The sequence below is a fragment of the Paenibacillus sp. FSL H8-0034 genome (assembly GCF_038000305.1).
Lineage (GTDB): Bacteria > Bacillota > Bacilli > Paenibacillales > NBRC-103111 > Paenibacillus_S.
The window spans coordinates 2,767,289-2,787,917 of the sequence record NZ_JBBOBS010000001.1 but is presented as its reverse complement, the minus strand read 5'-3'; the positions used below and the strand labels follow the sequence as shown (position 1 = coordinate 2,787,917).

Below are 20,629 nucleotides of genomic sequence, written 5' to 3'. Positions count from 1 at the left end.
ATTCATATTGATTTATCCTGAATAGTGTCAGGGTTTCTTTTGATACAATATCTTAAATAACGCAATCCCGATCCCGATGCCCAGAAAAGCAAATAACATCGGCATCCACACAGGACCTAATAAAATGCCGAAAATGGTCAGGTGAGCTGAATACATCAACCCTACTGTACCGAGAAATGCGCCGCTAACATAAGGCAAATAAGCGTAATCTGCCGTTTCACCACTATCTTTATAAGCGTCCCACATTCCAAACATATAGACGCAAGGATAAAACATTAGCCAATGATAATCAGTACTTTCAATCGAGTTCTTGATTTCGCCATTAAAGCTGAGAATGATGATTTGATTCAAATGTGCATTTGAGTTTATAACGAACTCCAGAACAATCAAAGTGAAACCTTTTACATATTTTTTATTTAGCATTTGTCCAAAACCAGGAAACGCGATGCTCCACAATAGTCTTTCGATTTTATTGGAACGGTTCATCGGCATCCAGGGACAGTGAATTATTCAGAATGAATGGAGTATCCAACTCTAAGCAGCTACCTATTTTTAATAATGGATACAATAACCTGTTACACAACACTATTGGCTCCAATTCAATTCCTCCCCATGTTATTTCGTTCTTGTAGTATGGGAACTATTTAACATTTTTATGTGACATGCCCGCATAAAATAAATCGCACTCCATCAAACCTCAGGTTTGATGAGTGCGATTATCATAACTTGATCATTATTTAAAAAGGGCATCCAATGAATAAGCGCCAGCTCCGGTCAAGGCGATTCCGACTACAACGGCAATAAGAACTAATGGATACTCATAGCCATTGGCTGCAGCCCAAATTCCGTTCTTAGCATGAACCTTGAAGGCTCCAAGCATTGTCGCAGCAATCAAAATAGCGGCAACAGGGGTCAGCCAGCCTATGGCAAACAGCAATCCTCCCAGCAGCTCCATCAACCCGGCGATAACCGCCATAGCAACTCCCGGCTTAATACCAACCGACTCCATCCATCCACCTGTTCCTTTGGGGCCATAGCCACCAAACCAGCCAAACAATTTTTGAGCTCCATGACCGACAAATAACAAACCAACTACCAAACGAATTATTAATAATCCCCATGCTACCATAACAATCAGCCTCCAATTATTTTTAATTTAATATTCTTAATTTTAAGATATATGACGAAGGAATAATAAATATGCTTGCTAACGGATAACAAAAGCACCTTTTCTGCATGTTATAAGATCTGGTTTGATCGCCTGTTTCAGTGTCGCGTTCTCCGCTCTTTTCAAGTGCATGATCATGAGCTTTACCTCCTATTTATCTCATTATTAAGTATCTTTAATTAAAGATATATGATTTATGGATGTTTGTCAACAACAATTTTTTATCTTACATGGCTTGATCTATCAGGCGCAGTGCTTAGCTTACTGAAATGCCTTCAGCTCTGCTCCTTGCAGATCAAGCCCATCTGGTTCCTACTTAAGCATACTTAATTTTATCCATATTTATTTCTGAATCCCGTAGTTATTATCAACGCTCCACTTGTTCTCCTCCTTCTTTTGCTTCACTCCATCCAGCATTACCTTTTTCAGATCATTCAAATATTTATCCAAGGGTAATGAGCCTTCGAGATACAGCTGGCCCAGCTTCTGATTGTTCTCTGTAACATTTTTGTCGACCTCGCCGCCATAAATATTCAGCTTCATTGGGTCACCTACAAAGGCAAAGCCCTTCAGGTTATCAGGAAGATCCGCAGTCGAGGTGGCTGGAGTCCGGTATAACTTCTGTGCATGCAGGCCCTGAATTTGGGCTGAGGTTACAAAAGCCATAAAATCAATGGCTGCATCGAGCTTCTCCGGCTTGATCGATTTGGGAATGGCCATATTGCCCGCGGGCACACCACCGATTTCCATTAGCTTGCCTATGGCATCAGGATGGTTTTCTTTGGTCAAATACGGCAGCGGAAAGGCAGCCATCTCAAACTTGCGCGCACTGGATTCATACAGCACCTTGCTCTGTCCGGAGGTTCTCATAATCATCGCAACTTCCCCACGCAAAAACATGTCCGTCGACGTATTAAAATCGATGCCATTATAGCCCTTCGCCCAATATTGACTCCAATTTTTAATAATAGGGAACACATCCTTGTAAGGAGAGCGGGTTATATCGACAATTCCTTGATCCACAGCACGCGTATACTCGTTCACCTCGATAAAGCCGTTATGGCTGATATCCATCTGTTCATATTGTCCGGCAATCAGTTCCTCTGTCAGGATGCGAGTGGTCCAGCTGTAGTTGTAATCTCCAGGTTTTGTGTTTGGAAAACCGAATGGGGTTACCCCTGATTTTTTCAATTTATCCTGAATGTCGAGAAACTCGTTCCAGGTTGCAGGTACGTTCTGGATACCGGCTTTGGCAAACAGCTCCTTATTGTAAAGAATACGTACAGAATCGATGCTGGCCGGCACACTTGCATAGGTTTTATTATCTCCGATCAAACGCTGCAATACAGATTTGGGAAATACTTCGTCCCAGGACTTGCCACCAAGATAATCATTTTTTTTACCATAAAAAGGCGTCAGATCCATGAGAAGATCTTTCTTCAGATCCTCCTGATCCCATATATATCGGGTTGTGAACAGATCCGGTGCGGTACCGCCGATCAGCTGTGTCGTCACCCATGCCCGATGCTGCTCCACACCACCGAAATTTTGCAGCTGTAAATTGATTTTCACGTTCGGATTTTTCTGCGCGTACATCTTCACCGTTTCTTCCCAAATTTGCTGCTCGGTCTGATCTCCGTTCGCCTCTGTCGTAAACATGACGTTAAGCTCGGTCTTGGCGCCTGTACCCGTCGTGGAACCACCTGCTTGATTACTGGAGCCAGCATCTCCCGACGGAGTCCCGGTGCATCCGGCAGCCATAAACGTAAATGCTAATCCAAACGTTAGAAGCTTGTAAGACGTTTGTTCCTTGCGTAATGCTGCCAACATGGTTCAACACCCTTCCTTTGTCTACATCGTAAGCCTACCTACATTCGTTTCTTCGCAACATCACTTCTTTTCAGTTCCCGTACTACCCCTTCATCGCACCGGACGTGATCCCGCTGATGAAGGATCGAGTGGCGAACACAAACAAGACCAGCATAGGCACCGAGGCGATAACGTATCCGGCAAATTGCATTCCCTGCACCTGATCGAGCGGTCCCTTGATATTGCTCAGCGCCAAAATGATTGGGCGAGCCCGATCCCCCGAGGTCACGACCAGAGGCCAAATGTAGTTGTTCCAGCCAGTTAGTGCATTCATGATAGCCACCGTCGCAATGATGGGCTGAGACAGCGGCAGCACCATTTGCCAGAAAACTCTCAGATCACCTGCACCCTCCAGCTCGGCGGCTTCCAATAGGCTGCTGGAGATCCCCTCAAAAAAAGTTCTCATCAGCATCGTTGCCAGAGCGGAAGCCCCAGCCATCGGTCCAAAAATTTGAGCCCAGTGCGTGTTGAGCAATCCGAGATTTTTGAACAAAATAAATTGGGGAATCAGCAGCAAAAATCCGGGCACCATCAATAGCATGAGGATAAGCGCATACAATATTTTTTTGCCTGGAAAGCTGAATCTTGCAAATGCATAACCCGCTAGAGTCGAATTGATCAGCACGCAGACGATAATGCCCGATGTAATCAGAATCGAATTCATAATAAACGGCCATGTTTGTTTGAAGGCACTGCTATAATTGTCAACGTGCAGCGGGAATGCCGGAGTCCAAAAGCTGTGAATAATCTGATCCTGAAACTTCACAGAGCTCATCAGCAGCATATAAAAAGGAAACAAGGTCAATGCGACCAGCAGCCATAAAATCAGTTGGTTGGCAGCAGCTCCATAAGTTAATTTACGCATGCTCATTTCCCCTTAATCCAGCTTTTCCGTTTGTTTGATTGCTTTGTTGGCGATAAAGGTAAATAGTATGAGAATGAGGAAAATCATCACGCCGATAGCAGACGCGTACCCCAGCTCGTTATACTCAAAGCCTTTTTTATATAAATACAGGGCAGGAGTCAGCGTTGTAAACCCTGGACCTCCGTTGGTCAGTACCAGCACATTTTCGAAGCTTTGATATTGATGAATGAAGGCCAGAATGACAACAAGCCTGATTTGATTACGGAGTAAAGGCAGCTCGATATACCAAAAGCGCTGCCAGCCGTTCATGCCATCCAGCTTTCCCACCTCGTACAGCTCAGGAGAAATGGTAAGCAGTCCCGCCAAATAGATGAGAAAGTAAATGCCACCAATCCAGGGAAAATTGACGAATACAATAGATGCCAGCGCTGTCGTACTATCACCTAGCCAAGCGTGGGTCCAGAAGTCCAGACCTAGCTGTCTTAGCAGTGTATTCAGAACGCCATTACTTAAATAGATCCATCGCCACAACAAAAAGATAATGATGTAAGGAACAACCATCGGAACGAGAAATAAGAAGCGATACGCATGCTGAAGCTTTTTATGGGAATGAAAGACGCCAACAGCGGCATACAACGGTAAAGTCAGCTGAATGATAACAAAGCTGATCGTGAGCAATGTGACATTTTTAAGAGAAGCATAGAAGGTCGGATCACGAACGAGCTTGACGAAGTTATCCAAGCCAACAAACGTGTTCAAATTGGCCCCGTTCCATTGATAAAGCGACTTGATTATAGCCGTAAAAAATGGATAATACTTGAACAAACCCATCGAAACAAAAATGGGCACCAGGAAGGAGTAGGCGATGATGTATCTTGTCAGCTTCCTCCTCTGTTTCAATGCCAAATCTGTCGCAGATCGGTTGATAGCTGTACCCGAATGGGGCTCTGTCATTGTGCCTTCTCCTTTCTCAGGTACACCTGAATTGAAATGAATGACTCACCGCTCCCCATACGTGAGCAGCTACAGCTTCTTATTGTCCAGCAGTTGATTCCGCATCCATTCACTCTGCACCAAACCATCGCCTTCGGCACATAGCCGCTGATATAAGAGGCTTCTAAGTGTCTGGATCAGCTCCTTGCAGCCAGGGTCATAAATACGATTGATCAATTCGTCAGGATCGTGCGCCAAATCGTATAATTCATCGATATCGGTTGTGTTCCAGATATATTTCCAGTTCGCAGTGCGGAGCATTCTTTGCGTATACAATCCAAACTGCTGCCCGTTGTAGGTGGAAACGATCTCCTTTCTCCAGTCGGGAACAGACTCATCCTTCAATAATGGAATGAGCGATCTGCCGTGGAACGATGAGGGTACAGGCAATTCCAGCCCTTCCAGCAAAGTTGGTGGCAAATCGAGCATATTATAGACAAACTGCTCACATACACGTCCCTGCCCCGCTGTCCCGGGGTATTTAATTATGAGCGGAACCTTGACTACATCGTCATAGAGCACATAATGCTTGTCGATCATCCGGTGCGAGCCGCACATATCGCCATGATCGGAGGTAAAGATGACAAGGGTATCGTCGTAGGCGTTCGTTTGCTTCAGCTCTTGAAGCACTTTGCCTATCGCATCATCCGCTTGACTGATGATACCATAATAGCGGGCCACGATAGGTGCCCATTCCTCCCATGTAAAGTCTTCAATCCGCCAGCTGTGAAGCTGCTGCTTCTGAATATACGGTTTATTGGCAAAGGTTTCGTCAAAGCTGCTCCAAATCGGTATATCCTCAGGTCGGTACATATCTGCAAAGCTGCCTGACGGTCTGCACGGGAGATGAGGCTCGGTAAAATTCAGCTGAATGTACCAGGGATGGTCCCCTGATGTCAGCTCACGGATCGATTCGCATGCCCGATCCGCCAGCCAGTGCGTCTTGGAGCACTCTACAGGAACGGGGTCACGTTCTCCGAAAAAACCAGCTTCATAGCGGATATCGGGGTATGCTTGCGCCAGCATTTCCTTATAGCCCTCAAATCCGATATAGGTGTCATAACCGTACTCCAAGGGAGACAGCTCGGGATGTACATCCCATTTACCGAGAAATACATTGGTATAGTCGCACGTGTGGAGCTCTCTTGGCCAAGCATATTCCGTAGGCTCAAGCGCCGGGATGCGGAGTCCGTTTTTGAAATTCCACAGTGCTCCAAAGGTTTCCGGCCTTCGACCATTAATCAAGGCCTGCCTGGATGGGCAGCAAATGGGTATGGGTGTAAAAGCGTTCGAGAACCAAACCCCTTCCGCAGCTAAACGGTCGATATTCGGGGTATGGACCGGATAAGCTCCGCTATAGCCGATGCAATCGTAACGCAGCTGATCGAGCATAATAAACAAAATATTTGGGGATTTCATCGTATCTGTGCTCCCTCCTTCCCAAAGGGTCCCTTTATAGGCTGCTCGGCACCTCGATCGCATGGCCCCCGGATTGTTGGGATAGGATTGCGGCTTCGATGACCTCCTGGGCTGCCAATGCTTCCAAGCCTGAGCCCTCAATCTGTTCAGGGGCAGCTTTCTGTTTAATTTGCTCGATAAATCGTTCGATCCGGTTGCGGAACGTATCGTTGAAGCCCTGCATGCCTCTCATAATCGAATTGTGCACCACAATGGTTTCACTGCTCTGGCGTGGATACAGGGTAATGCTTTCGTATACATTTTCGATGACGAATCGCCCTTCTGTTCCAGCCACCTCGCACCATTCGATGGGGTGGAGCATGGACATGTCATAGCTGCCTGTCAAATGACCGATAGCCCCACTCGCAAACTCCAGATTGATGCTTGCGTTGGACCATGTGGTTCGGCCCGGAGCTTTATTCATAAATGCCTGCACCCGCTTGATATCACCGAAAAAATAACGCATAACATCTATAGAATGAGGATGAAGCGCCCGCATATGAAACCATTCCGTAAAATCGGCCTTGTTATCAATCGACAATCTCATATTGATAAATAGCGGGGTGCCCAGCAGATTTTGTTTCATCCAAGCCTTGCCCTTCTCGGCAGCCGGAGTAAAGCGATGGTTCAAATTACAGCCAAAACGCACGCCCTTGGCTGCGGCTGCTTTCACCATGGCCCGGGCTTCTTCAATCCGGTTGGAGATCGGCTTCTCCACCAGCACATCCTTCCCGGCCTCGATAGCCAGCATCACGGGTTCATAATGATGGCTGCCCTTTTCCTCACCGCCTGTCGCTACGCAAACCATGTCAATCTCCTCGTTGTCCAGCAAGCTTCTGAGGTCTGTATAAGCTTTGACTCCAAAGGCTGTAGAAGCCGCTTTGGCTCGATCCTCCATTAAGTCACAAACAGCAACAAGCTCCGTATCCGGATGCTGTGCGTAGTAACGGCAGTGTATATTCCCGATGTTATTGACGCCAACCACAGCTACACGAATCATATCGATGAACCCTCCCTGAACATGTGTGAATGTGAAAATATACAGATGTCATCTCTTTAACCGACTGCTTACCGTGCTGCTATAAATTAATCACTGCTGCTCATAAACAATAGCCGCACCGCAATATTGCGGGCGGCATGGTCCACTCGTTATTTGCTCTTATTAAGCCCTTTGGCCTGAAGAGCTCGGGCATTGCGGGAATCACCGATATATAAAGTATCATACGCCTGCTGCGAGGATGTAAAAGGAGCGTCACCCTTGCCATGCCAACCAAGATTGGTATACATCGGATTGGTTCTCCCTGTCTGATCCTCGCGCTTGCTGATATAGGCTTCCATTCTTGCCGTGAGCAGCTCCACAATTTCCGGCTCCTGCTCGGCCACATTGTTATTTTCCTGCGGGTCCTCAATCAGATTGTACAGCTCCACCTCCGGTTTAAAATGGAAATCGGGCTCCAGCGCACGAATCAGCTTCCAATGCGGCGTTCGCCATCCGTGCTTGCGCATCCAGGTACACTCTGTAATATACAATTCACTTACTCTGCGTCCCGGATCATCATGTATGAAAGGTACAAGGCTTTGACCGTCCGGCTCCAGCTGCTCATCAATTCCCATCAATTCCAGAATCGTTGGCATAATATCACTGATAACCGTGACATCTGTCACTCTTTTACCTGAGGGTACCTTACCCGGATATTTGATAATTAAAGGTACAACCAATGTGCAGTCATACAAGCCATGATGATCAAAAAAGCAATCGTGCTCATACAGCGTTTCACCATGGTCGGACGTCACCACGATCAGGGTATCCTCGGTAAGTCCCAAAGCGTCTACGGTTTGGAGCAAATTTTGAATGCAGGCATCCATATAGGCAACGGCTCCATCATATTGGGCATTCACATACGCTTCATCGGTCACGCCCTCCGGAATCCATGATTTGAGAAAATCAGCAAATGGCTTGAAGCTGTATACCGGCTCCATGGAAGGGTTGGATGGATCCATCTCATCGCCCCCATAAAAAATACGCTCATAGGGCTTCGGCGGCAAATAGGGAGAATGCGGGTCCATATGGCGAAGAAACAGGAAAAATGGTTTGTCATCCTCAGCCAGGCGATTCAGCTCGGGAATGGCCACCTCGTTCAGGTTTTCAGCCTTCGGACACCTTCCTGACTCGCCTGGCAGCCAGGCTTCGTAATCCAGATAAGTATCAAAGCCTCGCGACGATGGATTCCCTGTAAATCCGACGCATGTCGTGTTATAGCCGAGTTCGCCAAGCACCTCCGGCAGCGTCTTTGCCCCTACTGCTCCTTTGTGCCGCAGTGCGACTACATCGGTACCAAAGCAATCCTTGCCAGTCAGCATACTGGCATAAGCAGGGGTGGTGGGGATGCTGGGGCTAAAATGCTGTTCAAACAGCACCCCTTCGCCAGCCAGCTTATCCAAATGCGGAGTTGTCAGCTTGCCATAGCCATAAGAGCTCATTCGATCACGACGCAGGCTGTCAATTCCGAACAGAATCAGATTAGGCTTTTTTGTAGAACCGGACATTCCGTTCACTCTCCTATACTTATGATAAATTTATTAAATATGATGATCATTCGGATACAATTAACGTGCGCCAAGCTGTCGGAGGCAAGCGTTCAAATACCCGTAGGTTTCTGCAGCGACTATGGACACTTGGGCAAGTGAATGCTCCGGCTTGGCACCGATAACCTCAAGTACAACAGGTCCGTTATAGCTGCTGTCTGCCATCGCTTTGCAGTAAGCAAACAGATTGATGTCGCCGCGCCCGCAAGCCTGCAGCTCAATCGGTCCCGGGCCCTGCTCACGGCCTTTGCAATCACGGATATGAACATGCTTGACTCTGCTGATAACAGCAGGCAGCGCTTCCTCTGGATTTTCGTTCGCTCGGAAAATATGACTGGGATCCATATCGATGCCAAATGCGGCAGACGATACCTCGGACATCGCCCTGAGCGTTGTCGGCGTGTCGTGGATGGCATTGCCAATATGCGCCTTCACACATAAAGTCACTCCAAAGGAGGCCGCCTGTTCCGACATCCGCTGCAGCATATCGAGCGAGCGCTGCACATCCTCTTCTACACCGGATTTACCACCCGGTCCGATGTTAATGATCGGAATCCCGATTTCTGCCGCTGCCTCAAAAGCGCTCAACAGTCTCTGTTCATCTTTGACGCTTCCAAACTCCATCGAAAGAAAACTTAAACCGTTCTCTTGAACAATCGATCTCAGCTCAGCTGCCTGCTCCTTCCAGCGCGTAAGCTCCAAATGCTCGCACATGCCTTCGATGGCAGAAATCTCCACCCCATCGTAGCCACTAAGCGCGATGTGACGCACAGCCGTCGCGAAATCAAATTCCTTAAACAACACTGAATTGACACCAAGCTTTATCATATTCCTACACTCTCCCTTTTTCGGCTTTTACTGCCGTGTTTAATCTTTTAAAAGCATATCCGTACTCAATTGAGGCATCTTTGTTTTAATGTGACTCTATTACGATGTAAAACATCTTAACAGATGGATCTGTCACGTATTGAGTCTCTGTTACGATGCAAAACATCGTTAGAACTTAAAATAATGAGCGAATCCACCTAAAGAGTGCCCCTTACGATGTTTTTCATCGTTACAATGCTGGAATCTTTTGAATTTCGTCTGATCCGATGTTTTTCATCGTTATAGGAACTTATTCATAATCGTGATCATCATATAGCTGGGATTTTAGTGAATTTAACCACAATCAGGTTTTGAACTGATTATTAAAGCACTGCTTTTGATGTGAAGCCCTTAATAACTCTAATCACTCAAATCATTTAAAAGTTCGGTGAAACCTGAGCGGAGCGACCGTGGTGTTCTGGAGATAGCGAAGCGGTGCCTTTGTTTCCGAATTTTCACCAAGAAATGTCTTATACAATAAGAAAAATCGGGAAACAACAGCAATCGTAAGAATACTTCGGTCGCGCAGCGAGCTGTTCACCATTTTTTAAATTACATCACCAAAGGATCACCATGAAACGCCGGCAGCGGGTGAGGCCTAACCACGGCACCTCCCTGCTCATACGATTCAATTACGGCAAAGGTGTATTCCAGCACAGCCAGCGCATCCCTGCCGGAAGCGCGAATATGCTCTCTTGGCACGCCATTGCTAATATCCTCAAGAAACGCATGCAGCCTGTTGTTAAAGGTCGAATTAAATTCCGTAACACCTGATTCCGTTACCTCAGGCTCTGGATGCGCGCCAATCACAGGAACACCCGGCTGAGCTCTCCAATAGGACACCTTTTCCACACAGTTTTCAATGCAAAAGGTCCCCTTCGTTCCACCAACCTCCATGCTCCACCAGCCACCCAAGCCATAGGTTGCATCGCCACGTTGACTTAATAGATAACCTGCAGCACCGCTTGCAAATTTCACGTGGATACTGTTAATGGAGACCATAATATCGCTGGCGCTTTTGCGAAAGCCGGCCTGATTGGAAAAAGTTTGGATGTGCGTAATATCACCGCAAAAATAGCGCATAACGCTGAACGGATGGGTCAGAAAAGCTTTCATGTGAAAATAAGGCTGTCCTTTATCCTTTGGAGATTTGGGTGGATTGTACATAGCCTCCCCACCATTGAAGCCCATTTTGTGCAGGCAATATACGGTTTCCCCGATATCTCCTGAATCGATGTATTGCCGCGCTTTCTCCGCCGGAGCTGTAAAATAGTGGTTCAGATTGCTTCCCAAATATACATTTTTTTCAGCTGCGAACCGAACCAGCTCTCTGCCTTCATGGATATCGTTCGCTAATGGTTTTTCAATCAGTACATGCTTGCCTGCTGCAATTGCCTGCATAGCGGGCTCATAATGCCAGCTCCCATTATCGATGCCGCCCGTCGTAATATCGACAATTTGCAAATCAGGCTCCTGCTGCAGCATGTCCTGCAAACTGTAATAGGCGGTGACACCGTATTTGTCTGCTGCTTTGTCAGCTCGTTCCTTAACGACGTCACAAACAGCGATTACATTCGCTAGGGGGTCACTTGAATAACATTCGGCATGACGCATGCCAATCCCGTTCATACCTACGATTCCAATTTTCAAAGCCATTTTACGCATCCCGTCACCTGCCCCAAGCTGCTTGTAATGAGGGCAAGCAGGGACTGCACCACCTTTCATAGTGAATTTCATTTTAGAATTTCAATCTCTCAGGACATGGGCTTTCTCCAATTCGTCATAGCGCTCTTGTTGTGGGTTCGCGATCCACGACTCCCATGTTAATCCGACCGCTCCCAGGATCGTCTCGATCCGCCGCCGAAATGGCAGCTGAGCTTCTTCGATTTGCCGCATCATCGGATCGGGCTTCCCCTGCAGCTTTAGGGCTACAAAATCATCAAGCTGCTGCTCCAGGGCCGCTGCCAGCTCAGGATGCTTATCAACCACATTACATTGTTCCTCTGGGTCCTCCTGAAGATCATACAGCTCTCTTGGAGGCCGCTGAAAAGGGCCTGAATCATAATAACGGATGAACTTATAACGCTCGGTTCGGACTGCCCGCGCCGCCTGCCAGGCACATTCGCTTAAATATACCTCACGCATTGTCCCGTCAGCCTCGCTGTGAATGGATGTCCATAGGCTGTGTCCATCCAATCCATCAGGCGGATGCAGTACGGATAAATCAATACCCGTCGGTGCTGCCCGTGCTGCGGCCTCAAATATCGTAGGCAGCAAATCAGCATGCTGAACGAAGCCCTTCACCCGCTTTGCTTCCGGAATATGTCCTGGCCATCTCAGTATGAGAGGCACATGCACCGTTTGCTCATACAATCCGCAATGATCCCAGTAGATGTCATGCTCCGTAAGACTCTCTCCATGGTCACCAAAAAGGATCAGCAGCGTATCCTCACGGATGCCCAGATTCAGCAAATGTGCGTCCAGTTCACCCAACAGATCATCCAAATAACGAATTTCTGCGTCATAGAGAGCGTTTACATATTCGGCATCCGTTACAGGGCCAAGCTTATTGTAATGGTGATGCTTAAAAAAAGGATAAGCAGCGTGCGCATACGCCTGCTTCATACTCGTGTTGTCCTTCTGGTAAGGGTCTCTTTCTTTCCCATAAAAATCTTGAAGGTAGTGATCCGGCGGCAGGTAGGGTGTATGCGCATCCCAGTAATGCAGGAATAAGAAAAAATTCTCCTCCTTATGCTCCTCAATCCAGGGCATTGCCAAATCATTAATCGTTCTGCCGTCGATCCACCGTTTCTTGCCCGAGCTGTTGATGTAGTACCGATAGCCGCGTGCGAACCATTCCTTCATGTTGTATAGATTATCAACGGCGCCAGTGACAAAACCCGAGGCTTTCAGCATCGAAGGCAGCCACTCTACGGTCTTGGGCAGGTAAGCCAGATCGGAGCCGTGGGAAATGATTCCTGACGTCAGACCGATTTTCCCTGTAAATATGGCAGAATGTGCGACCTCGGTAGGAATATCAGCCGCATAGGCACGCTCCATGAGTACGCCTTCCGAAGCGATTCGGTCGATATGCGGACTTGTCGGTTTACCATACCCGTAGCAGCCCAGCCTGTCAGCACGAAGCGTATCCAGCGAGATCATGATGATCTTCATCCGTGATCCCCTTCCGATTTATGATGAGCTGCCTCCAAGCCTGGCTGCTCGCCTAGCTCTTGACCTGCTGCAACACAGCTGAGACTCTGCATCGATTCGGTTTCCCAGACGTGACCATCCAGCCATTCTATAATTTGAATCACATTGGAAGCTAACGAATGCCGCTGCGTGTCAATAATAAGATCCGCCTGTTCCGGCTCCTCGTAGCTGTCAGAAATCCCTGTAAACATGGCGATTTCCTGACGTCTTGCTTTGGCGTATAGCCCTTTGACATCTCTTTGCTCACAGACCTCAAGGGAGCATTTTACATAAATTTCTATATATCCTGCAACATGAGCTCTAAGGTACTCCCTCATTTCACGATAGGGGGTAATGGCGGAAACGAGCACTGTAATACCATGTCGAGCCAACAGATCAGCCACATAGGCGATCCGGCGAATATTTTCCAAGCGGTCCTCCCTGCTGAATCCAAGACCTTTGCAAATCATCGAACGAATCATATCCCCATCCAGCAGCTCAACCTTTCTCCCCGCTGCAATGAGTCGCTCATAAACATGCTGTGCGGTTGTTGTCTTACCGGAACCTGACAGGCCCGTGAACCAAAGCACAGGACCGCAAGAGCTGTCCATCTACGCTCCCCCTTTATCCATTCCTTTTACTATCTCTATTGTAAAGGGGTTCCGCCGTCAGTTCATTGTCCATTCAGCCATTCAAGTGGTCGAATCGGTCATTATCCTTTCACCGAGCCTGCGGTCATGCCCGCGACAATCTGCTTGTTAAAGAAGAGAAACAAAATGAGCGGGGGGAGCGAGATCAGCACGACATCCGCAAACAATAAATTCCACGAGGTCAGGTACATGCTCATAAAATTGTAGAGCGTCAGCTGGACGGTTGCATTGTCAGAGCCGGGCAAGAAATACAACGGATTTACAAAATCATTGAACACACTGACCGCCTGAATGATAACAATCGTTGAAGAGACAGGCTTCAGCAAAGGGAAAATAATATGCGTGAACAGCTTGAAGCCGCCGCATCCATCAATGAATGCACTTTCGTCCAGATCACGCGGGATCGTTGCGGTAAAGGCTTTATACAAAATCGCGCAAAACGGAAAATGCAATGCAATTTCAACCAGCGTAAGCCCTGTCAAGGTTTTGAATAAGCCAATGGAATTCAACACCCAAATCGTCGGTACGACCGCAGGTGGAATCATCAGCCCCGCCAGCACCAGGAAATTGAAGATCGAGGCCGCTTTTCCTTTCTCTCTTCGCTGCAGCACAAAGCCTGCCAATGAACTGACGCAGACCAAGCCTGTAACCGACAGCAGTGTAAGCAGCGTACTGTTACCGAAGGCGCGAACCAGCATATGGTCGGTAGCTGTCAATACGGCAGTATAATTGTCAATAATATGAAAGCTTGTCGGCCAGGACATATTCATATCAGCCGCTGCTGTAGGAGATTTAAACGAATTGATGATGACAAAATAAAACGGAATCCAGAATATCACCGTTGAAAGCAGCAGCATCACGATACTGATCGTCGTTTTTTGTGTGATCCTGTTCATAAATCTACCTCTCTTCTATTCAGGAACATATACAAGGGGAAGGCCAAGAGCATGATAGCGATGAACAGAATGACATTCCCTGCTGTAGCAAGACCGTAAAATCCAGCCTGATACTGTTTATAAATAATAGAAGCGATTAAATCCGTGGAAAATCCGGGACCGCCTTTGGTCATCGCCCAAATCAGGTCAAAGGTACGCAAACCCCCGATGAAGGCCAAAATAATGACAGAATTCATGGCTGGCCTGCTGAGAGGCAGTGTGATATGCCAAAACCCCCTGATCGCATTGCCTCCATCCATTTTCAAAGCTTCATAATAATGCTGGGGAATCGACATGATGCCAGCTATGTAAATTACCGTGGCGATGCCGACGCCTTTCCATACGTCCACAAAAGCAACCGATAACAGGGCAAGCTTCGTATTCCCAAGCCAATCGGGGCCGTTGATCCCTATCGCTGCGAGACCTGTATTGATGACACCCTGCGTAGGATGCATCATCGTACTGAAGGCGATCCCCACCGCAATCGTACTGAGCAGCGTCGGGAAAAACACCATCGAGCGAAAATAGTCCTTGAACCAGATTTTCGAGGTCAGCAGTGTGGCGAGCAAGAGAGCAAGTACCACTTTTAATCCGCAGGTCACCACCGCAAAGATCAGCGTATTTTTAAAACCTATTTTCAGAGACGATTCCTCAAAGAACATCACATAGTTATCAAATCCGATAAATTGCCATTTGGTCAGCGTCCATCTCGTCAAGCTGAAAAAAAACGACATGATCGTTGGCAGCAAATAAAATACAAAATAAATAATGCCTGCAGGCAATAAAAATAAATACGAATACATCCGGTTCTGCACTAATTTCATTATGATCGCTCCCTTACACAATCGGCCCTGCAAAGTTCTTGCAGGGCCGGTTCATTTAATCCAATAGTATACAATAGCAGCTTAACTGGTTTACGATTGTTACCAGCCTGGAAGATTAAGCTGCTGGGCTTGCTTCTTGACGTCCTTGTCATAATCGGCTGCACCATCGGCTGGTGACTTTTGGCCTGTACCGACCTCAATCAGGATGCTTTCCAGATTCGGTCCTTTGACGGGAGATACAAACTCCAATGCCGGTGCGGTTTTGCCGTTATCAAAATAAGGCTGCATGTCTTTGATACCGTCAAAGGCATCGTCAGGAACCTTGCTTCCTTTAATAACGTAGGGACCATTCGCTTTGCTCTTGGTCATATAAGCCTTCTGTCCATCCGCCGACATGATGAAATCCAAAAACTTCTTGGCTGCTTCCACATTTTTGCTCTTTTTATTAATATAGTAGGAGCTTGGCATCCAAACCGTAAAGCCGTTGATGCTGGCGTTATCGCTTGGTGTTGGAAAAACGCCGATATCCTTTACCTTATCCGGATAATTTTGAGCCAAGGCATCGATCGCACTAGTCAACATCGGGTACTGTACGCCTGTACCCTCAGCAAGCATTTTCAGTCCATTATCGTAGGTTGTCGCGAGAAAATCCTTGTTCATGTATCCCTTACTGAACACTTCACTTGTCATTTCAAAGCCGCGAAGCGCTGTAGGTGTAGTTGCATATTTCATTTTATTGGCTGTGTAATCCGCCACAAAATTAGGTACTTGAGCCTGAATATTATATTGATTGCCAAGCACGAAGAGCTGTGAAGTCCAGGTCGTTTTGTAAGAACCGATGACTGCCGTTTTACCGGCAGCTTTGATTTTATCGCTATTTGCGATGAATTCCGCCCATGATTTCGGTACGGTGAGGCCAAGCTCGCTGTACACTTTTTTATTGTACAGAATACCGCCGACATTCGATGAGCCGCCTGGGACGCCAAAAACCTTGCCATTGGAGGAAACGGTTTCTTTATAGGAATCGAGTAGATTAGCCATAAATGGCTCCTTTGTCAGATCCACGAAGTTTTCTTCCGGATTCAGCGCCTGCAGTAGGGAACCCGAATTATAGTAAAGAATATCCGCCATATCTCCTGTAGCCAGACGTGTCTTGACCAGATTGTCGCCTTCCGTACCGTCCGGCTTAATGTCAAATTTGATCTTGATGTTCAGCTTCTTCTCCGCTTCTGCTGCTACAGCCTGCGTAGCTGGGTACGGTGTTCCGGTCGATCCGATCAACAGGGTGAGGGTTACCGGCTCAGCAGGTTTGGCTGCGGCCGGAGCGGGTGCAGCAGGTTGAGTACCTGTGGCCGGGGCTGAACCGCCAGCCGGTTGTGCTTGGGGTTGTGTACTGCAGCCTGCAATTACGGTTGTTATCAAGGCTGCGTAAGAACAGACGGTTAAGAACCTGACTCGACTCATTTTTTTGACCTCCTAAAAGTTTTCGAAGAAAACTGACTTCGTAAGCGTTACCAGTTTCGGATGACAAACTTCGTAAGCGAAGCGTCTCCCTTGGCCTTGATTTCATTGTACGTTCGATGCTTTTTGCAGCATACCTACGATTTGCACTCTTTTATGGGGGGGATTTTTCCTTTTTTTTATAATATCAGAATGTCTAAGTTTTCAGCGGAGCTGAACCTTCTGATATTGCAAGAAAAACTACATGTAAAACACGGATGTATCTTCACCGAATAGGCTTCGATCTGAAGCTTTTCTTATAATATCAGAATGTCTAAGTTTTCAGCGGAGCTGAACCTTCTGATATTGCAAGAAAAGCTACATGTAAAACACGGATGTATCTTCATCGAATAGGCTTCGATCTGAAGCTTTTCTTATTTTTTAACTGCATGTCGCTTCGCATAGGTAATCGGAGTTTCACCTACTATTTTTTTGAACAGCGCGCTAAAATGCCTAGGATCCTCGTAACCGACCAGACTGCTAATTTCCTGCAGCCGCTCGACTCCGCTTGTCAGCAGCTCCTTGGCTTTGCCTATCCGATAATTCGTTATGTATTCCGAGAACGTATGCCCAGTCTGGCTTTTAAAAATTCGTGATAAATAACCCAGACTGACATGATGCTCGGCTGCAAACTGCTGTAAGGAAATGCTTCCCTGAAAATGGTTGTGGATGAGCTGAAGCAGAACAGGTACAAGCCCCTTCGGATTGAAGTCCTTGATTTCCTGTTCACAATAAATACTGACAATACTTTCATTTAACCAATTGAACAGCTCTGTGTAGCTTGCCAATTGATTCAGCAGCCGAACGTCCTCTTGCAGATCATGAACACTCACCATCCCTACTTTGGAGGCAAGCACATTATATTTCAGAGAATACAGCAGATCATGAATAAACAATTGAAGCTGACGTCGGGTAACCTGCTTCAAGCGCAGTTCCTCCATAATAAGCTGTAAAACCGCACTCCCTTTTAACATATCGCCCTTCTTATAATGAAGCTCCATGACTCTAACCTTTTCCCATACTGTGCCGAGCTCGGCATCCTGCCTTTTCAATTCCGGCGGCAGCCACGTGGACATGCCAAAGGTCATCTGCTTATCCAGCCGCTGCTGCAGCTCCAAGCATACCTGATAAAGGCTGCTTCGCTCCGATTTGACATAAAATCCCATATGGACTGGAGATGGAAGCGTACGTAATTGTTCATATAAAAAGGATAGCTTCTCTTGGATATCGCTCATTTGCCTGACATGAGGTAACGGGATTAGAACGATCCTATGTCGACAATCCAGATCAACACAGTAATAATTACTATGAGTTGCATATTTACCGGCGAGCTGCTGTCTCAGCTCATTCCAGCTTACAGCCGTATCCTTCCAGCTTTTTACTACCGAGCCCTTATCCAATACGAGCAGCACCATACAATAGGCACGACCATTTATCGACTGCAAAATATCATACTCAGGAATTTCCTCGGCAAGCAGCATTTGCGTAATCGATCCGTTCAGCCATTCCTCTCTCCGCTTGCTCTCCTTCTCGATATGTACAATCGCTTGATCCACAGCCTTATACAGGATATCCCTTTTTACCGGCTTCAGGAGATAATCAATAACCCCGAACCTCATCCCGACACGAGCGTATTCGAATTCGTCATGAACGCTGACAATCATGCTCATGATGTTCGGGTCCAATTGATTCAGCTTCTCAATCAGCTCCAAACCGTCAATACCCGGCATATTAATATCTGTCAGCACCAAATGCGGTCGAACCGTGTCCAGAGCTGTCAACACATCATCGCCATTTTCAAAAGCATAAATATGATGATCAGGCTCGTAGCTTTTGAACAGCTCTACCATCTCAGCCAATGCCCAATGCTCGTCCTCTACTACAAAAATATTCATTGCGCGATTTCTCCCTTCACAGGTTGGACCCGACTGAACGGAATCATCAGGGTTACTGTAGTCCCAACACCCAACTCGCTGCTTACCTGCAATCCATACGGTCTTCCGTAAAAAAGCTGAATCCGTTGGTGGATATTCAAGAGTCCGATCCCATGGTGGATATCCTGAAATTGATGGAGTGAGCTTGAGCTATCCAAGGTGTTGTCTATCTGTATTCTCTGCGCTTCATTCATTCCGGCTCCGTTATCGGTCACCGTTATCGTCAGAACGGACTCATGGCAGACTGCCCGTATAAGAATAGATCCACCCGTCTTTACCTTACGAAGACCGTGATTTACAGCATTCTCGATAAGCGGTTGAATCGTCAGCTTAAGAATAGAAGCCTGCAGCACAGCTCCTGAAATATCGCATTGCAGCTCCAGACGGCTGCCAAATCGATGCTGCTGAATTTTGATATAATTGTTGATGTGCTCAATTTCTTCAGCCAGTGCCACGGGGCGATGGAGATTTTTCATACTGTACTGAAATAACCCCGCTAGTGATTCCGAGATCTCCGCTACCTCCTCAATTCCCCGCAAACGGCTGATCGACTTCATAATATTGAGGGTATTGTATAAAAAATGCGGATTAATTTGAGCATGCAGCGCCGATAATTGAGCATTTTTCTCTGCCAGCTTTAATTCGTACACTTCACGGATCAAGCGGGAAATGCTGTCAAGCATATGATTGTACATCCGGCTTAGCTTTCCGATTTCATTGGCTCCTGCATAATCCATTCTCTGACTCAAATCGCCGATTTCGACCCGGGACATTTTGCGCGCCATGTTGCTGAGGGGTAGGGTAATTTGATGGGACAATATATAAGAGACGGTAGCGATCAGCAGCATACTGATGAGTCCGATAATGATGACGATATCCTGAATGCGCTTTTGCTTTAAGATAATAATGTCCTTGGGGATGAGAATGATGGTCGACCACCCCGTATAGCTCGATTTTTCAAAAGTATACAGGTAAACCTTGTCATTCCAGTGTAATTCGCCTTCAGGAAGGGGCTTACTGAATATCGTGGTGTCAAAGCGTGCCTGGGAATTTCCCATGAGACGACTCCCATTTTCAAAAACAACCTTACCTTCGTCATTGACGATCAATACGTGCATCGTGCTGTCATTTTCTTTCTCTTCGGTGTTGGTCAGCACCATCTTGAATGCGTTCAGATTGATTTTGATATCCACGAATCCCATGATCGTTTGGGTGGGGATTTTCGTAATTTTGCGAATAAAGGAAACGACGGTTTCCGGATTATCTCCAAGCTTTTGCTCCTCAGGAGCCGGCACCAAAATAAACGGCTTGCTGCCCAGCACCTCCGCATAATTGTGCAACTGTTCGCTCGATAAGGTAACTACCGGGTCCGGTTTGACATACTTCGTGTAGTGATACAAATGTCCGTCCAAGGTGTAAATGGAGATGCTCTGTACGTAGGATTTGGGATAGGAGAAATTAAATAATATCGGGTTCAATCTGTAGCCTATCGTTTCCTTTTCAATCGGATTGGAAGCTTTATAAAAATCAAACAGATTGCTTTGAATAGCAGGATCGATTGAAATGGAAAGGGTTAGCTCTTCAATATTTTGCATATATAAATCCAGCATTTCAGAAAATTGCTTCGCTATGATTTTGGACAAGGAAAAGGTTTGGCTCTTGATATCGCTCGTATTTTTGTAATAAAAAATACCGCAGGTGATGCCGACGATGACCAAGGCAACAATTGAAAAGGAAATAAACATCTTGGTCTTGAGCATCCGGTCATTCCATCGCCACACAGGAAAC

At 46.7% G+C, this 20,629-nt stretch carries 17 protein-coding genes; all 17 read right to left on the bottom strand.

Features of this window, described 5'->3' with window-relative positions:
* Positions 1 to 27: 27 nt before the first annotated feature.
* The 17 genes from NST47_RS12500 to NST47_RS12420 all read right to left on the bottom strand — a co-directional run bounded on the left by NST47_RS12500 (position 28) and on the right by NST47_RS12420 (position 20,622).
* The gene (locus tag NST47_RS12500) at positions 28 to 486 is read right to left on the bottom strand and encodes a hypothetical protein (protein ID WP_341155442.1); all 459 of its coding nucleotides are present in this window, start codon (positions 484 to 486) and stop codon (positions 28 to 30) included.
* Positions 487 to 733: 247 nt separating this feature from the next.
* The gene (locus NST47_RS12495; RefSeq protein ID WP_341155441.1) at positions 734 to 1,129 is read right to left on the bottom strand and encodes a DoxX family protein; all 396 of its coding nucleotides are present in this window, start codon (positions 1,127 to 1,129) and stop codon (positions 734 to 736) included.
* A 381-nt stretch (positions 1,130 to 1,510) separates the two neighbouring features.
* The gene (locus tag NST47_RS12490; RefSeq protein ID WP_341155440.1) at positions 1,511 to 2,998 is read right to left on the bottom strand and encodes an ABC transporter substrate-binding protein; all 1,488 of its coding nucleotides are present in this window, start codon (positions 2,996 to 2,998) and stop codon (positions 1,511 to 1,513) included.
* A gap of 82 nt (positions 2,999 to 3,080) precedes the next feature.
* Complete coding sequence (locus tag NST47_RS12485) at positions 3,081 to 3,902, bottom strand: carbohydrate ABC transporter permease (protein ID WP_341155439.1); 822 nt, start codon at positions 3,900 to 3,902, stop codon at positions 3,081 to 3,083.
* Between the two features lie 12 nt (positions 3,903 to 3,914).
* Positions 3,915 to 4,856, bottom strand: a complete 942-nt coding sequence (locus NST47_RS12480) for a carbohydrate ABC transporter permease (RefSeq protein WP_341155438.1) — start codon at positions 4,854 to 4,856, stop codon at positions 3,915 to 3,917.
* Positions 4,857 to 4,925: 69 nt separating this feature from the next.
* Complete coding sequence (locus NST47_RS12475; protein ID WP_341155437.1) at positions 4,926 to 6,314, bottom strand: sulfatase-like hydrolase/transferase; 1,389 nt, start codon at positions 6,312 to 6,314, stop codon at positions 4,926 to 4,928.
* 34 nt (positions 6,315 to 6,348) lie between these two features.
* Positions 6,349 to 7,353, bottom strand: a complete 1,005-nt coding sequence (locus NST47_RS12470) for a Gfo/Idh/MocA family protein (RefSeq protein WP_341155436.1) — start codon at positions 7,351 to 7,353, stop codon at positions 6,349 to 6,351.
* Between the two features lie 149 nt (positions 7,354 to 7,502).
* Positions 7,503 to 8,900, bottom strand: a complete 1,398-nt coding sequence (locus NST47_RS12465) for a sulfatase family protein (protein WP_341155435.1) — start codon at positions 8,898 to 8,900, stop codon at positions 7,503 to 7,505.
* A 60-nt stretch (positions 8,901 to 8,960) separates the two neighbouring features.
* On the bottom strand, positions 8,961 to 9,767 hold the full coding sequence (locus NST47_RS12460) for a sugar phosphate isomerase/epimerase family protein (RefSeq protein ID WP_341155434.1): 807 nt from the start codon (positions 9,765 to 9,767) through the stop codon (positions 8,961 to 8,963).
* Between the two features lie 591 nt (positions 9,768 to 10,358).
* A complete protein-coding gene (locus NST47_RS12455; protein WP_341155433.1) occupies positions 10,359 to 11,543 on the bottom strand; it encodes a Gfo/Idh/MocA family protein in 1,185 nt (394 codons plus the stop codon).
* 9 nt (positions 11,544 to 11,552) lie between these two features.
* Positions 11,553 to 12,980, bottom strand: coding sequence for a sulfatase family protein (locus tag NST47_RS12450; protein WP_341155432.1), 1,428 nt, complete (start codon positions 12,978 to 12,980; stop codon positions 11,553 to 11,555).
* Complete coding sequence (gene cysC, locus NST47_RS12445; protein WP_341155431.1) at positions 12,977 to 13,609, bottom strand: adenylyl-sulfate kinase; 633 nt, start codon at positions 13,607 to 13,609, stop codon at positions 12,977 to 12,979. Before cysC ends, NST47_RS12450 begins: the two co-directional genes overlap by 4 nt.
* A 101-nt stretch (positions 13,610 to 13,710) precedes the next feature.
* Positions 13,711 to 14,544 carry a carbohydrate ABC transporter permease gene (locus tag NST47_RS12440; RefSeq protein WP_341155430.1) on the bottom strand — a complete coding sequence of 278 codons (834 nt, stop codon included), beginning with the start codon at positions 14,542 to 14,544 and terminating at the stop codon, positions 13,711 to 13,713.
* Positions 14,541 to 15,407: a carbohydrate ABC transporter permease gene (locus NST47_RS12435; RefSeq protein WP_341155429.1), complete on the bottom strand. Its 867-nt coding sequence runs from the start codon at positions 15,405 to 15,407 to the stop codon at positions 14,541 to 14,543. Before NST47_RS12435 ends, NST47_RS12440 begins: the two co-directional genes overlap by 4 nt.
* 99 nt (positions 15,408 to 15,506) lie before the next feature.
* Positions 15,507 to 16,871 carry an ABC transporter substrate-binding protein gene (locus NST47_RS12430; RefSeq protein ID WP_341155428.1) on the bottom strand — a complete coding sequence of 455 codons (1,365 nt, stop codon included), beginning with the start codon at positions 16,869 to 16,871 and terminating at the stop codon, positions 15,507 to 15,509.
* Positions 16,872 to 17,281: 410 nt separating this feature from the next.
* The gene (locus tag NST47_RS12425; RefSeq protein WP_341155427.1) at positions 17,282 to 18,802 is read right to left on the bottom strand and encodes a response regulator transcription factor; all 1,521 of its coding nucleotides are present in this window, start codon (positions 18,800 to 18,802) and stop codon (positions 17,282 to 17,284) included.
* On the bottom strand, positions 18,799 to 20,622 hold the full coding sequence (locus tag NST47_RS12420; protein ID WP_341155426.1) for a cache domain-containing sensor histidine kinase: 1,824 nt from the start codon (positions 20,620 to 20,622) through the stop codon (positions 18,799 to 18,801). Before NST47_RS12420 ends, NST47_RS12425 begins: the two co-directional genes overlap by 4 nt.
* Positions 20,623 to 20,629 lie beyond the last annotated feature (7 nt).

What these genes read in the sequence shown, in the direction of transcription:
- NST47_RS12465 (WP_341155435.1), bottom strand. Translation starts at nt 8,900, where the DNA reads ATGTCCGGTTCTACAAAAAAGCCTAATCTGATTCTGTTCGGAATTGAC.
- NST47_RS12450 (WP_341155432.1), bottom strand. Translation starts at nt 12,980, where the DNA reads ATGAAGATCATCATGATCTCGCTGGATACGCTTCGTGCTGACAGGCTG.
- NST47_RS12475 (WP_341155437.1), bottom strand. Translation starts at nt 6,314, where the DNA reads ATGAAATCCCCAAATATTTTGTTTATTATGCTCGATCAGCTGCGTTAC.
- NST47_RS12480 (WP_341155438.1), bottom strand. Translation starts at nt 4,856, where the DNA reads ATGACAGAGCCCCATTCGGGTACAGCTATCAACCGATCTGCGACAGAT.
- NST47_RS12430 (WP_341155428.1), bottom strand. Translation starts at nt 16,871, where the DNA reads ATGAGTCGAGTCAGGTTCTTAACCGTCTGTTCTTACGCAGCCTTGATA.
- NST47_RS12500 (WP_341155442.1), bottom strand. Translation starts at nt 486, where the DNA reads ATGAACCGTTCCAATAAAATCGAAAGACTATTGTGGAGCATCGCGTTT.
- NST47_RS12425 (WP_341155427.1), bottom strand. Translation starts at nt 18,802, where the DNA reads ATGAATATTTTTGTAGTAGAGGACGAGCATTGGGCATTGGCTGAGATG.
- NST47_RS12455 (WP_341155433.1), bottom strand. Translation starts at nt 11,543, where the DNA reads ATGAAATTCACTATGAAAGGTGGTGCAGTCCCTGCTTGCCCTCATTAC.
- NST47_RS12435 (WP_341155429.1), bottom strand. Translation starts at nt 15,407, where the DNA reads ATGAAATTAGTGCAGAACCGGATGTATTCGTATTTATTTTTATTGCCT.
- NST47_RS12495 (WP_341155441.1), bottom strand. Translation starts at nt 1,129, where the DNA reads ATGGTAGCATGGGGATTATTAATAATTCGTTTGGTAGTTGGTTTGTTA.
- NST47_RS12490 (WP_341155440.1), bottom strand. Translation starts at nt 2,998, where the DNA reads ATGTTGGCAGCATTACGCAAGGAACAAACGTCTTACAAGCTTCTAACG.
- NST47_RS12485 (WP_341155439.1), bottom strand. Translation starts at nt 3,902, where the DNA reads ATGCGTAAATTAACTTATGGAGCTGCTGCCAACCAACTGATTTTATGG.
- NST47_RS12470 (WP_341155436.1), bottom strand. Translation starts at nt 7,353, where the DNA reads ATGATTCGTGTAGCTGTGGTTGGCGTCAATAACATCGGGAATATACAC.
- NST47_RS12440 (WP_341155430.1), bottom strand. Translation starts at nt 14,544, where the DNA reads ATGAACAGGATCACACAAAAAACGACGATCAGTATCGTGATGCTGCTG.
- cysC (WP_341155431.1), bottom strand. Translation starts at nt 13,609, where the DNA reads ATGGACAGCTCTTGCGGTCCTGTGCTTTGGTTCACGGGCCTGTCAGGT.
- NST47_RS12460 (WP_341155434.1), bottom strand. Translation starts at nt 9,767, where the DNA reads ATGATAAAGCTTGGTGTCAATTCAGTGTTGTTTAAGGAATTTGATTTC.